General features: G+C 69.7%; 12 protein-coding genes. 10 read left to right on the forward strand and 2 right to left on the reverse strand.

Annotation, left to right across the window (positions count from 1 at the left end; all coding sequences use genetic code 11):
* Positions 1–24 precede the first annotated feature (24 nt).
* Both BLW09_RS07260 and BLW09_RS07265 read right to left on the reverse strand, forming a co-directional pair.
* The gene (locus BLW09_RS07260) at positions 25–1,254 is read right to left on the reverse strand and encodes a DUF349 domain-containing protein (RefSeq protein WP_172824181.1); all 1,230 of its coding nucleotides are present in this window, start codon (positions 1,252–1,254) and stop codon (positions 25–27) included.
* Between the two features lie 78 nt (positions 1,255–1,332).
* A complete protein-coding gene (locus tag BLW09_RS07265) occupies positions 1,333–2,106 on the reverse strand; it encodes a peptidylprolyl isomerase (protein ID WP_089910439.1) in 774 nt (257 codons plus the stop codon).
* 234 nt (positions 2,107–2,340) lie between these two features.
* On the opposite strand from BLW09_RS07265, the gene BLW09_RS18895 reads away from it, so the two are divergent.
* The 10 genes from BLW09_RS18895 to aroC all read left to right on the forward strand — a co-directional run bounded on the left by BLW09_RS18895 (position 2,341) and on the right by aroC (position 13,444).
* A complete protein-coding gene (locus tag BLW09_RS18895; RefSeq protein ID WP_157696915.1) occupies positions 2,341–2,856 on the forward strand; it encodes a hypothetical protein in 516 nt (171 codons plus the stop codon).
* A 327-nt stretch (positions 2,857–3,183) separates the two neighbouring features.
* Positions 3,184–4,524, forward strand: coding sequence for a replication-associated recombination protein A (locus BLW09_RS07270; RefSeq protein WP_089910442.1), 1,341 nt, complete (start codon positions 3,184–3,186; stop codon positions 4,522–4,524).
* Between the two features lie 190 nt (positions 4,525–4,714).
* Complete coding sequence (gene rpsD, locus BLW09_RS07275) at positions 4,715–5,338, forward strand: 30S ribosomal protein S4 (protein ID WP_018191226.1); 624 nt, start codon at positions 4,715–4,717, stop codon at positions 5,336–5,338.
* A gap of 159 nt (positions 5,339–5,497) precedes the next feature.
* A complete protein-coding gene (locus tag BLW09_RS07280; RefSeq protein WP_089910445.1) occupies positions 5,498–5,881 on the forward strand; it encodes a DUF948 domain-containing protein in 384 nt (127 codons plus the stop codon).
* 57 nt (positions 5,882–5,938) lie between these two features.
* A complete protein-coding gene (locus BLW09_RS07285) occupies positions 5,939–6,130 on the forward strand; it encodes a hypothetical protein (RefSeq protein ID WP_089910448.1) in 192 nt (63 codons plus the stop codon).
* 45 nt (positions 6,131–6,175) lie between these two features.
* Positions 6,176–8,830: an alanine--tRNA ligase gene (alaS, locus tag BLW09_RS07290; protein WP_089910451.1), complete on the forward strand. Its 2,655-nt coding sequence runs from the start codon at positions 6,176–6,178 to the stop codon at positions 8,828–8,830.
* Between the two features lie 6 nt (positions 8,831–8,836).
* Complete coding sequence (ruvX, locus tag BLW09_RS07295) at positions 8,837–9,304, forward strand: Holliday junction resolvase RuvX (RefSeq protein ID WP_172824182.1); 468 nt, start codon at positions 8,837–8,839, stop codon at positions 9,302–9,304.
* 2 nt (positions 9,305–9,306) lie between these two features.
* Entirely contained in the window at positions 9,307–10,950 is a 1,644-nt protein-coding gene (gene mltG / locus BLW09_RS07300) for an endolytic transglycosylase MltG (protein ID WP_231947113.1), read from the forward strand.
* The gene (locus BLW09_RS07305) at positions 10,943–12,196 is read left to right on the forward strand and encodes a shikimate dehydrogenase (protein ID WP_089910455.1); all 1,254 of its coding nucleotides are present in this window, start codon (positions 10,943–10,945) and stop codon (positions 12,194–12,196) included. The genes mltG and BLW09_RS07305 overlap by 8 nt, the downstream gene beginning before the upstream one ends.
* 39 nt (positions 12,197–12,235) lie before the next feature.
* Complete coding sequence (gene aroC / locus BLW09_RS07310) at positions 12,236–13,444, forward strand: chorismate synthase (RefSeq protein WP_089910458.1); 1,209 nt, start codon at positions 12,236–12,238, stop codon at positions 13,442–13,444.
* Position 13,445: the final 1 nt, after the last annotated feature.

Genomic DNA, 13,445 nt, shown 5'->3' on the forward strand with positions numbered 1-13,445 from the left:
GGTCAGCGCCGTCGCGTCCCCGGCTCAGCCCAGCGCGTCGAGCCAGATCTTGCGGGCGTCGAGCGCCTCCTGCGCCGCCTTCACCTTTGCGCTGTCACCCGTCGCCTGCGCGTCGGCGAGCTCCTGCTCGAGCTTCGCGATCGCCGCGTTGAGCTGGCTGGCGAGCCCCTCCGAGCGCGCCTTCTTCTCGGGATTGTTCTTCTCCCAGTGCTCTTCGTCGAGGCGGCGGACCGCGGCTTCGACGCGACGGAGGCGGTCCTCGATCGGACGCACCTGGTCGCGGGGCACTCGGCCGATCTGGTCCCAGCGCTCCTGGATCGACAGGAGCTGCGCGCGCGCGGTCTCCCGGTCGGTGGCCTTCAGCAGCGGCTCAGCCTCGTCGAGGAGGGCCAGCTTCTGCTGCAGGTTGGCCTCGTACTCGGCACTGTCGCGCGCATCCACCTCGGCCTTCGCCGAGTAGATCGCATCGCCGGCGGCCTTGAACCGCGCCCACAGGGCGTCGTCGTTCTTCTTGCCTGCGCGTCCGGCGGCCTTCCACTGGTCGAGCAGCCGGCGGTACTCCGGCACTCCGTCCGCACCGAGGGGGATGAGCTTCTCGGCCTCCTCGATCAGAGCGTTCTTGCGGTTGCGCACGTCGCGGTGCTGCGTGTCGAGCTCCGCGAAGAAGGCCTTGCGGTTGTGCTCGATCGTCGAGCGCGCGGCACGGAACCGCTTCCACAGCTCGTTGGCCTCGTTCTTGGGGATGCGGGGACCGTCGTGCTGGTGCGCCTGCCACTGCGCGAAGAGGGCGTCGAGCTCGGCGCTCGTCGTCTTCCACTGCGTGCGGGCCGGGTCCTGGGCCGCGAGGGCCTCCGCCTGCTCCACGATCGCGGTGCGCGCGGCGATGGCGGCATCGAGTGCGGCCTTCGCCTCGGCGCTCTGCTGCTCGGTGAGCTCCTCGACCGTGCCGCCCAGCGCATCCAGCCGCGTCAGCAGGGAGGCGAGGTCGCCGACGGCGTTCGCGCCTTCGACGGCCGAGCGCAGGTTGGCGACGGACTTGGCGATGTCGTTCGCGGGGGCTCCCCGCCGTGCGCGCTGCTCCAGCAGGCCGACCTGTCCGGCGAGGTCGGTGTACTTGCGCTCGAAGTACGCGAGCGCCTCCTCCGCCGTTCCGTCGGGGTACTCGCCGACGACGCGTTCGCCGTCGCCCTCGCGGACGTACACGGTTCCCGTGTCGTCGACACGTCCCCAGGGGTGCTGTTCAGAAGTAGCCAAGAGCCTCACCTTGCTGCTGCGCGATCGGGCGGGATGCCCGCCCAACGTTTGGGAATCAGCCTATTGCACGTGCCGTGGTCACTGCAGGGTGAAGCTGTCGATGGTGGTCTTCACCGCGGGCGTTCCGTCGGTCTTCCCGCCTTCGACGCCCTTGTCGGTCACCTGCGCCTTGAGCTGGTCCAGGCCGCTGGTCACCGAGCCGATCACCGTGTAGCCGCCGGCGTCGTCCGAGGGGATCTTCGTGTCCTCGTAGACGATGAAGAACTGGCTACCCTGGCTCTCGGCGTTGTTGCCCTGACGGGCCATCGCGATGGTGCCCGCCTTGTAGACGTCGTCGGCAGGCGCGTTCTCGATCGGCCCATACTCGTAGCCCGGTCCGCCCTTGCCGTTGCCCTGGGGGTCGCCGCACTGCAGCACGTAGATGTCGGACATAGTCAAGCGATGGCAGGTCAGCCCGTCGTAGAACTTCTTCTGCACGAGCGAGACCGTCGACGAGACGGCCTGAGGCGCAGCGGCACCGTCGAGGGAGACCCCCAGCGGGATGCCGTTGATCGTCATGGTACCCGTCCAGGTGCGGTCCTTGGCGAGGGTCTTCGGCGGGACGCCGCCCGCGGACGGGGATGCCGACGGCGACGCGGAGGACGAGGCCTTGGCAGCACCGGGTCCGGCGGAGAAATAGAGGAGTTGCGTGCCGACCGCGAGGGCGACGATCACGACGGCCGCGATTCCGGCCACCCAGTTGTCACGCTTGCGGCGCTTCACCTTGTGTTCGTGGACGGTCTGCCGCGCCTGGTAGGCGCGCAGCCGCTCGCGGGCTTGTCGCGCTTCGCGGTCGTTCTGCTTCGGTGCCACGTATGTCCTCCGGCGCGGGTCGGGTCAGGCTGTCTTCGCTCGCCGTTACGGCAGCGATCAAAGCTACCTGTAGTGAGCTATGACGGGCAAACGAGGCCACACGCGAGCATCCACGTCGCCCGCACCGGCGCGCGCTCTCAAATACCAGAGCTTTACCTGTAAATATAGAGGCGAAATTTACAACTCCGGAATTTATGTTCGAATAACCAAATCGGTTGTGAAAGGAGTTTCAAAATGACGGTAGGAGCAGGGGTGTCCGGGCCGAAGAGGACGCGGACACGGTTGATGACTTCAATCCTTGCTGTGATCGCGTTTGCGTTTGGAACATTGGCCATCGCGTCTCCAGCGCAGGCGGCAACGTGCAATCCGGTACAGCGCCAATTGCAGATATACGAGGCATCGGTGCCTTTCTCACTTGGAACGATTACGCTCAACACCTACGTGTGCATGAATGGAAGCGCCATGGAATCGTCCAGTGCCAGCATGACATGGAGTGCGTCGCCGGCGGGAGCGGCCGGCGGATGGCGATTCGACAACAACACGACGCAGAGAATCAGCACCGGCCCCGACAACGCCGCGTGGGTTTCTACCGCGACCATGAAGCTGTGCGTTCCTACCCAGGTCTCACCGCTCTGTTCCTACGGCGAGACGTTCAAGATCAACTACTACGCATACCGTGCCGGGTTCATCGGGCCGCAGCGAGGCCCGGAGTTCTACTGCACCAATTCCTATTGTCAGCTGTCGCTGTAGAACGGAGCTGAGATGAAACATCGACGCGTGCGCGTCCGTCAATGGGCGCCGCTGACGGTACTCGGTTCAGGCCTGGTGGGGTCAGGAGTCGGGGGCTTGCTGGGGCAGCCGAACTCTTGGCTTTGGTTCGTCGGGGGGGCAGCTGTCGCCACATTCGCTGCCCTGGCAGCATCACACAAGGCGCGGGGGAGATATACCAGCTGAGTAGCGCTCTAGCCGGAGTCGATGTGCGGTTTCCCACGTGTCGGCTCCGGCTCCGGCGCCCCTATGGACGACAAACTCGCCGCTCCCAGGCGGACTGTCGGCGGTCGCGACTACCCTGGACAGGTGGTCGACGTGCAACCTGGGCTCCGCACCGGAGCGACTCCTCTTGCGGTGCGCATGCGCCCGAAGTCGCTCGACGAGGTCGCCGGTCAGCGTCACCTCCTCAAGCCGGGTTCGCCGCTGGTCGCCCTCGCCTCCGATAAAGAGGGGCAGTCGGGATCGGTCTCCGTCATCCTCTGGGGCCCGCCCGGCACGGGAAAGACGACGCTCGCGCAGGCGATCGCGCATTCGTCCGGCCGTCGTTTCGTCGAACTGTCGGCCGTGACCGCCGGGGTGAAGGACGTCCGCCTGGTGATGGACGAAGCGCTGTCGACGCGCGATCTCTACGGCGTCTCCACCGTCCTCTTCCTCGACGAGATCCACCGCTTCACCAAGGCCCAGCAGGATGCGCTGCTCCCGGGCGTCGAGAACGGCTGGGTCATCCTGGTCGCCGCCACGACCGAGAACCCGTCGTTCTCCGTGATCTCTCCGCTGCTCTCCCGGAGCCTCCTGCTCACGCTCGAGACCCTGAGCGACGACGACCTCGGCGTCGTCATCGACCGCGCTGTGACCGATGATCGCGGTCTCGGCGGCCAGTACACGCTCGACCAGGAGGCGCGCGCCGCCCTCATCCGGCTGGCGTCGGGGGACGCGCGGCGGGCGCTGACCGCTCTGGAGGCGGCGTCGGTCACCGCCGCGTCGTCCACGCCGGCGACCGCGAAGAAGAAGCCGGTGATCACCGCAGAGCTCGTCGCGCAGGCCGTCGACCGGGCGCTGCTGCGGTACGACCGCAACGGCGACGAGCACTACGACGTCATCAGCGCCTTCATCAAGTCGGTGAGGGGCTCCGACGTCGACGCGTCGCTCCACTACCTCGCGCGGATGATCGAGGCGGGGGAGGACCCGCGGTTCATCGCCCGCCGGATCATCGTGCTCGCGTCGGAGGACATCGGCATGGCCGACCCGCAGGCCCTCGGCGTCGCCATCGCGGCGGCCGACGCCGTTCAGTACATCGGGATGCCGGAGGGGCGCATCCCGCTCGCCCAGGCGGTCGTCCACCTGGCCACCGCCCCCAAGTCGAACGCCGCATACATGGCGCTCGACGCGGCGATCGCCGACGTTCGGGCCGGGAAGATCGGGCGCGTCCCGAAGCACCTGCGCGACGCCCACTATCCCGGCGCGAAACGGCTCGGGCACGGCAAGGGCTACAAGTACCCGCACGACGATGCGCTCGGGGTGCTGGAGCAGCAGTATCTGCCCGACGAACTGTCCGGAACGACCTACTACACGCCCACCGAGCACGGCAACGAACGGGACGTCTCCGCACGCCTGGCGAAGCTGCGCCGCATCGTGCGCGGGCGCTGACCGCGATCTGTTAGACTTTCTGCGCCTAGAAGCGTGTCCGGGGTGCGGCTGCCGCGTTCACGATTCGACGGGAATGGCCCTGTAGCCGGGCCTCCCTGGCGACAATCCCTCTCTCTGCGGGCGGCAGTGCCCATACAAGCGTGTATGCCCGCATCCACTACTTCTAGAGAGAAAATTTCGAAAGGAAACCGTGTCTTCACGTTCCCGCAGCAAGACCCGCGAGTCGCGGGCCCTGGGCATCCCGCTCACCCCGAAGGCGGCGCGCTACATGGAGAAGCGCCCCTACGCTCCGGGTGAGCACGGCCGCACCAAGCGCAAGGCCGACTCGGACTACGCCGTGCGTCTGCGCGAGAAGCAGCGTCTGCGCGCCCAGTACGGCATCCGCGAGAAGCAGCTCCGGATCGCCTTCGAGGAGGCCCGCCGTACGCAGGGCCTGACCGGTGAGAACCTGGTCGAGCTCCTCGAGATGCGCCTGGACGCCCTCGTGCTCCGCGCCGGCTTCGCCCGCACCATCACGCAGGCGCGCCAGTTCGTCGTGCACCGTCACATCCTCGTCGACGGCCAGCTCGTCGACCGCCCGTCGTTCCGCGTGAAGCCGGGCCAGCTCATCCACGTCAAGGCCCGCTCCGAGGGCACCGAGCCCTTCCAGGTCGCGGCCGCCGGCGGTCACCTCGACGTCCTGCCGAAGACCCCGGGCTACCTGGATGTCGAGATCGACAAGCTGCAGGCGCGCCTCGTGCGCCGCCCGAAGCGCGCCGAGGTCCCCGTGACCTGCGAGGTCCAGCTGGTCGTCGAGTACTACGCGGCTCGCTGAGCACCAGCATCACTCCGGACGGGGTCGCGGCTTCTCGCCGCGGCCCCGTTCGTCGTCTCCGCCCCGTCTTTCCCGTTCCCGCCGTTCCCGCCGTTCCCGCTGCGCCCGGGTGCGACTACGCTTGACCCGTATGCCTGAGACGGAATGGAAGGAGCCCACGTGTCCGGAGGAGACATCGCAGGGTTGATCGCGGCGGTCGTGTTCGCGATCCTCGTCGGCTTCATCGCCATCCCGCTGATCAAGCTGGGGCGCGTGCTCGACTCGACGCGCGACGCGATCAAGGAGGCGAGCGACGGCATCACGCCGATCCTCGACGAGACCGCGACGACGCTGCAGGAGACCAACAAGCAGCTCGCGCGCGTGGACGTGATCACCAAGAACGTCGCCGACGTGACCGGAAACGTCTCGGCACTCGTCGCGCTGTTCGCCGCGACGGTCGGCGGTCCGCTGATCAAGCTCGCCGGCTTCAGCGCTGCGGCCAGGGCGGCCTTCCGCGCCGCCGGCGGATTCGGCTCCCGGAAGGCACGCGGCAGCTCGCACTAGACTGGACTCTCGTCTGCCGCGCCCGCGCGCGGCGGCATCCAGAGAGGGAGGATCAGCATGAAGAGTTTCCTGTGGCTGCTCATCGGCGTGGCCATCGGCTTCGCCGTCGCCCACAAGGTCAACGAGACCCCCAAGGGTCGCGAATTCTTCAGCACCATCGACCGGAAGGCGCGCGACTTCGGGGAGGCCGTCACCGACGGGTACCGTCAGCGCGAGGCCGAGATCCGCTCGGCCATCCAGGGCGACTGACGCCCCTTCCCCTCACCACCCGCAGACCTCGATCGACCGGACCCCATGCAGACCGCTGAAATCCACCGCCGCTGGCTCGACTTCTTCGCGCAGCGCGGCCACACCGTCGTCCCCTCCGCCTCGCTGGTCAGCGACGACCCGTCGCTGCTCTTCACGGTGGCCGGGATGGTGCCCTTCGTCCCCTACCTGACCGGTGTGGTGCCCGCGCCCTTCCCGCGGGCGACCAGTGTGCAGAAGTGCATCCGCACCCTCGACATCGACGAGGTCGGCAAGACGCCGCGGCACGGCACGTTCTTCCAGATGTGCGGCAACTTCTCCTTCGGCGACTACTTCAAGGAGCAGGCGATCACCTTCGCCTGGGAGCTGCTGACCACGTCGGAGGACGACGGCGGCCTCGGCTTCGACCCGAAGGACCTGTGGGTCACGGTCTACGAAGAGGACGACGAGGCGCGCGAGATCTGGCAGCGCGTCTCGACCCTGCCGGCCGACCGCATCCAGGGCCTCGGCAAGGACACCAACTACTGGTCGACCGGCCAGCCCGGCCCGGCGGGCCCCTGCTCGGAGATCTTCTTCGACCGCGGCCCCGCCTACGGCGCCGACGGCGGTCCTGCGACCGACGACGACCGCTACGTCGAGATCTGGAACCTCGTCTTCATGCAGTACCTGCGGGGCGAGGGAGACGGCAAGGAGTTCGAGATCCTCGGCGACCTGCCGAAGAAGAACATCGACACCGGCATGGGCCTCGAGCGCGTCGCGTTCCTCAAGCAGGGCGTCGACAACATGTACGAGATCGACCAGGTGCGCCCGGTGCTCGACCGCGCGGCCGAGCTCGCCGAGAAGCCGTACGGCAACGAGGCGCACGAGGACGACGTGCGCCTGCGCGTCGTCGCCGACCACGTCCGCAGTGCCCTGATGCTGATGGCCGACGGGGTGACCCCGTCGAACGAGGGCCGCGGCTACGTGCTGCGCCGCCTGCTCCGCCGCACCGTGCGCGCGATGCGCCTGCTCGGCGTCGAGACGGCGACCTTCCCCGAGCTCTTCCCCGTCTCGCGCGACGCGATGAAGGCGGCCTACCCCGAGGTCGCGACCGAGTTCGACCGCATCTCGCAGCTCGCCTACGCGGAGGAGGAGACGTTCCTCCGCACCCTGACGGCGGGCACGAGCATCCTCGACACCGCGGTCGCAACGACGCAGAAGGAGGGGCGGAAGCAGCTCGCGGGCGACACCGCGTTCCTCCTGCACGACACCTACGGCTTCCCGATCGACCTGACGCTGGAGATGGCGGAGGAGGCGGGTCTCACCGTCGACCGGGGCGCGTTCGACAAGCTCATGGCCGACCAGCGCTCCCGGGCGAAGGCGGACGCGAAGGCGAAGAAGACGGCGCTGGCCGACCTGTCGGTGTACAGCAGCTTCCGCTCGCTCGGCGAGACCGTTTTCACCGGATACACCGAGCTCCAGACGGAATCGAGCATCCTCGGCATCATCGTCGACGGCCATGCGGTCGACCGCGCCCGCGAGGGCCAGGTCGCCGAGGTCATCCTCGGCGCGACCGCGCTCTACGCGGAGTCGGGCGGACAGGATGCGGACGCCGGCGCGATCGTCGGACCCGGCTACGAACTCGACGTCCTCGACGTGCAGAAGCCCGTGAAGGGCCTGATCAGCCACAAGGTGCTGGTCCGCAGCGGCGAGGTCGGCACCGGCGCGCCCGCGACGAGCATCGTGGATGCGGACTACCGCCGCGGCGCGCGCCAGGCGCACTCGGGCACGCACATCATCCACGCCGCGCTCCGCCAGGTGCTCGGCTCGAACGCGCACCAGTCCGGCTCGTACAACAAGGCCGGCTACCTGCGTCTCGACTTCTCCTGGAACCAGGCGCTCTCGGCCGAGACGCGCAGCGAGATCGAGGAGATCTCGAACAACGCCATCCGGCAGAACCTCGAGGTCACCACTCGCGAGCTCCCGCTCAGCGAGGCGAAGGCCCTCGGCGCCATGGCGCTGTTCGGCGAGAAGTACGGCGACGTGGTGCGCGTCGTCGACATCGGCGGCCCGTGGTCGCGCGAGCTCTGCGCGGGCACCCATGTCTCGACGAGCTCCGAGATCGGGATGATCAACCTGGTCAGCGAGTCGTCGGTCGGCTCCACCAATCGGCGCGTCGAGTCGCTGGTCGGCCTGGAGGCGTTCAAGGATCTCGCGGTGGAGCGCACGATCGTGTCGCAGCTCTCCAGCTCGCTCAAGACTCCGCGCGAGCAGCTGCCCGAGAAGATCGCGGACCTGATGGCGAGCCTGAAGGCGGCGGAGAAGCGCATCCAGGCGTTCGAGGCCCGCGCGGTGCTCGACAAGGTCCCGGCCCTGCTCGAGTCGGCGACGCGCCGCGGAGCGGTCACGGTCGTGGCCGAGGACGCCGGCTCCCTGAACAGCCCGGACGACCTGCGGATGCTCGTCACCACCGTGCGCGATCGGCTCGGCTCCGACGCGGCGGCGGTCGCCCTCGCGGCCCGCGCCGGCGGCAAGCCGGTCGTGATCGTCGGCACCAACCAGGCGGCGCGCGATGCCGGCGTCAACGCGGGAGCGCTCGCGAAGACGGCGGCGGGTGTGCTCGGTGGCGGCGGCGGCGGAAAGGCCGACCTCGCGCAGGGCGGCGGGACCGACGCCGATGCGATCCCCGCGGCGCTGAGCGCCGTCGTCTCGGCGATCGGATAGCACCGGGTGCGCAGCGGGGTGCGGATCGGCATCGACGTCGGCAAGGTCAGGATCGGCGTGAGCCGGTCCGACCTCCACGGGATGCTGGCCACCCCGGTGGAGACGGTTCCTCGCTCAGAGGATGCTGCGGATCGGCGGCGGATCGCCGAGATCGTCGGCGAACTCGGAGCCTTCGAGGTTATCGTCGGTCTGCCGTTGGCGCTCTCGGGCGCGCACACCGCATCCACGGCGGACGCGATCGGTTTCGCCGAGGCCCTGGCCGTGGAGGTCGGGATCCCGGTGCGGCTGGTCGACGAACGCCTGTCGACCGTGTCGGCGGCCTCGGCGCTCCGGGCGTCGGGCAGAAATGCGAAGAAGGCGCGTCCGGTGGTGGATCAGGTCGCTGCCACGATAATTTTGCAGCACGCCCTCGACGCGGAGCGGGCCACCGGCCGTCCGCCGGGTGACCCCGTCGAATCGAGCATTGGACACTAGTTTTGGCTCAGAACCCCCCCGAGCGGCCGGAGCCGCCCGCCTTCCCGGCCGTGAACCGGCCGCCGTCGCCGCCGCAGACGCCGGCGACGGACAGCGGCGAGCGTCCGCCGATGACGCGCCGCGAGGCGCGGGCCGCCCGTGAGGCGCAGGAGCGCAGGGCCGAGGGGGCGCCGGACTCGCACGAGCAGCGGGAGCAGCCAGAGCCTCAGGAACCGCCCGCACCTGGCACCGCCCCGGTCTCGGCCGCGCAGTCGCCCTCCGCGACGCCCTGGTCGATGTTCGACGACAGCACGCCGATCTCGTCCCCCACTCCGGCCCAGGAGACGTCGGCCGATCGTGCGGCCCTCGCGGGCCTCGACTTCGACGCCGTGATCACCGGACCGATCACCCACGTCGAGGAGCCGGAGACGGTCGCCGTCGCCGCGCGGCACGGAGCGGACGATCACGCGCCGTCGCCCCACGACCACCCTGCGCGTACTGTGTTCGGCGTGCTGGAGGATACCGAGGACGAGACCGTGGACGACGCGCATCCGCTGGTCTGGCGTCAGCAGAACTACCTGTCCCACGACGAGCCGCCGAAGAAGCGCCGCTGGGTCAAGCGGCTGATCGTGACGATCGTCGTGCTGGGGATCCTGGGCGGCATGGCCGGCGCCGCGTACGCCATCTTCCAGCCGCAGATCGCCAAGGTGCAGAACGCGCTCTTCCCGCCCGAGAACGACTACAAGGGCAACGGGACGGGCGAGGTGATGTTCACCATCGCATCCGGCGACGACGGCTCCACGATCTCCGAGAACCTCGCGAAGGCCGGCGTGGTCAAGACGTATGACGCGTTCTATTCGCTGCTGCTGCGCCAGAAGCCGGATGTCGAGTTCCAGCCCGGCGTGTTCAAGCTGGCGAAGCAGATGAGCGCGGCCGCCGCGCTGGCCGCCCTGAAGGACCCGGCGTCGCGCGTGGAGAACACGGCGGTCATCCCCGAGGGGACGGCGGAGAAGGACATCCTGCAGACGGTGTCGGACGCGGCGAAGATCCCGCTCGCCGACCTCCAGACCGCCGCGGCGAACCCCGCGGCGTACGGCCTCCCGCCGGAGGCGAAGTCGCTCGAGGGCTTCCTGTTCCCTGCGACGTACACCTTCGCCCCGGGGACCACGGCGCAGCAGGCGATCAAGACGATGGTCGACCGGATGTTCCAGGCGCTCGACGAGGCCGGTGTCGCCCCGCAGAACCGGTGGAACACCATCGTGCTCGCGTCGATCGTGCAGCGGGAGGCGGGGCTGAAGGACGACTACCCGAAGGTGGCCCGCGTCTTCCTGAACCGCCTGGCGCAGGGCTGGGACCTCCAGTCGGACGCGACGGTCGCGTACGGCACCGGTCACACCGACCGGGTGGAGACGACCGACGCAGAACGCGAGGACGCCGCGAACCCGTACAACACGTACGTGCACTCGGGCCTGCCGGTCGGACCGATCTCGAACCCCGGCGACCTGGCGATCAACGCGGTGCAGCATCCCGCGGACGGCACCTGGATGTACTTCGTGACCTGGAACCTCCAGACCGGAGAGACGATCTTCTCCACAACGCAGGCGGAGCACGATGCCGCTGTGGAGAAATGGCAGCAGTGGATGAAGGACAACCCCGGCTATGGATGACACGAGCAAGCAGCGGCGCGACGAGGACGTGGCGGAGCCCGCGGTGCTCGAGGACGACGCGGTCGACGAGTCGCCGTCCGACGCCGATGAGCGGGCCGCCGTCGAGGACGGCGTGTCGGAGGCGTCGGCGGAGACGTCGATCGCCGCACTCGTGGAGGCGGAGCTCGAGCGCGAGGCCGAGGAGTCGGCGGTCGAGGAGGCGGAGGACGCCGTCGAGCGGGAGGCTCCGCACGACGCGCCGGAGGCGCCGGCCGAGCAGGAGCAGGAGCCCGCCCCGCAGCCCGCGCCGGAACGCGCCGCCGCGAAGGCACCCGCGAAGACGGCAGCGAAGGGCACGGCCAAGTCCGGCTCGAAGCCGACGGCATCCAAGCCCCGCACCCCGAAGGCACCCAGCCGCCGGCTCGCGGTGCTCGGGTCGCCGATCGGCCACTCCCGGTCGCCGCAACTCCACCGGGCCGCGTACGACGCGCTCGGGCTGGACTGGTCCTACGAGGCCGTCGACGTCACGGAGGACGCCCTGCCGGAGTTCCTCGCGAACCTCGGCCCGGAGTGGCGCGGGCTCTCGCTCACGATGCCGTTGAAGAAGGCCGTGCTCCCGCTTCTGACGGAGACCGACCGCATCGCGGAGCAGACCGGCGGCGCGAACACCGTGCTCCTCGACGGCGAGGCCGTCCGCGGCTTCAACACCGACGTCGCCGGCATCGTCCGCGCCCTGCAGGCGGCCGGACTCGAGCAGGCGCACTATGTGCACATCCTGGGCGGGGGAGCCACGGCGGCGTCCGCGCTCGTCGCCGCGGCCGAGCTCGGTGCGGACAGGGTCGACGCGCACGTGCGCGACCTCGAGCGCAGCGCGTGGATCGAACCGCTCGCGAACGAGCTCGGCCTCCGTGTCCGCATCCGACCGTTCGCGCAGGCGGACCGCTCGCTCGACGTGCCGGACCTCGTGATCAGCACCCTGCCGGGCGGAACCACCACCGAGGCGGTCTACACCGACTCCACCCGGCGCCGGTCCGTGCTGTTCGACGTCGCGTACGAGCCGTGGCCGACGCCGCTGGCCCGTCAGTGGGAGGCGGTGGGCGGCCGGGTCGTGTCCGGCCTCGCCATGCTCGCGCACCAGGCCCTTCTGCAGGTGCGCGTGTTCGTCTCGGGCGATCCGCTGCAGCCGCTGGAGGACGAGGAGGCCGTGCTCTCGGCCATGCTGGACGCCGTCGGCATCGACGAGCAGGGCTCCCCGCTGGAGGACTGAGCGCGCGGTCGCACCACTGCGCTGTGCCAGAATCGAAGCATGCTTCGTTGGCTCACGGCCGGGGAATCCCACGGTCCCGAACTCATCGCCGTCCTGGAGGGTCTTCCCGCCGGGGTCCCGGTCTCGCTCGATGCGATCCGTGCCGATCTGGCACGCCGCAAGCTCGGGTACGGCCGCGGCGCGCGCATGAAGTTCGAGCAGGACGCGCTGGCGGTCTCCGGAGGCGTCCGTCACGGCCTCAGCCTGGGCAGCCCGATCGCTCTGCGCATCGGCAACACCGAGTGGCCGAAGTGGGTCGACGTGATGAGCCCGGAGCCGGTCGACCCGGAGGTGCTGAAGTCCGGTCGCGGTGCGGCGCTGACCCGCCCGCGCCCCGGCCACGCCGATCTCGTCGGCATGCAGAAGTACGGCTTCGACGAGGCGCGCCCGATCCTGGAGCGCGCGAGCGCCCGGGAGACCGCCGCCCGCGTCTCGCTGGGAGCGGTCGCCCGCTCGTTCCTCAACGAGCTGGGCATCACGCTCGTGAGCCACACCCTCTCCATCGGCCCCGTCCGGGTGCCGGAAGGCGCGCCGCTGCCCCGACCGTCGGACGTCGACACGCTCGACGCCGACCCGCTGCGCTGCTTCGACCCGGCCACCTCCGAGCGGATGGTCGCCGAGGTGGATGCGGCGCACAAGGACGGCGACACCCTCGGCGGCGTCGTCGAGGTGCTCGCGTACGGCGTCCCGCCGGGGCTCGGCTCGCACGTCCACTGGGACCGCAAGCTGGACGCGCAGCTCGCCGCCGCTCTGATGGGCATCCAGGCGATCAAGGGCGTCGAGATCGGCGACGGGTTCCTCACGACCAGGCGCCGCGGCTCCGAGGCCCACGACGAGCTCGTCGCGGGCGACGGCGCGATCGCGCGCACCAGCGACAAGGCCGGCGGAACCGAGGGCGGCATGAGCACCGGCGGCGTCCTGCGCGTCCGCGCGGGGATGAAGCCGATCGCGACCGTCCCGCACGCGCTGCGCACGGTGGATGTGGCCACGAGCGAGGCCGCACCGGCGCACCACCAGCGCTCCGACGTCTGCGCGGTTCCCGCCGCCGGGGTGGTCGCCGAGGCCATGGTCGCGCTCGTGCTCGCGAACGCCGTGCTGGAGAAGTTCGGCGGCGACTCGATCGGCGAGACGGCCCGCAACCTCCACGCGTACCTGGCCAGCATCCCGGAGAACCTCACGACCGAGCGCGTCAGCGCACCCTACGCCTGAC

The organism is Leifsonia sp. 21MFCrub1.1, assembly GCF_900107895.1.
GTDB lineage: Bacteria > Actinomycetota > Actinomycetes > Actinomycetales > Microbacteriaceae > Leifsonia > Leifsonia soli.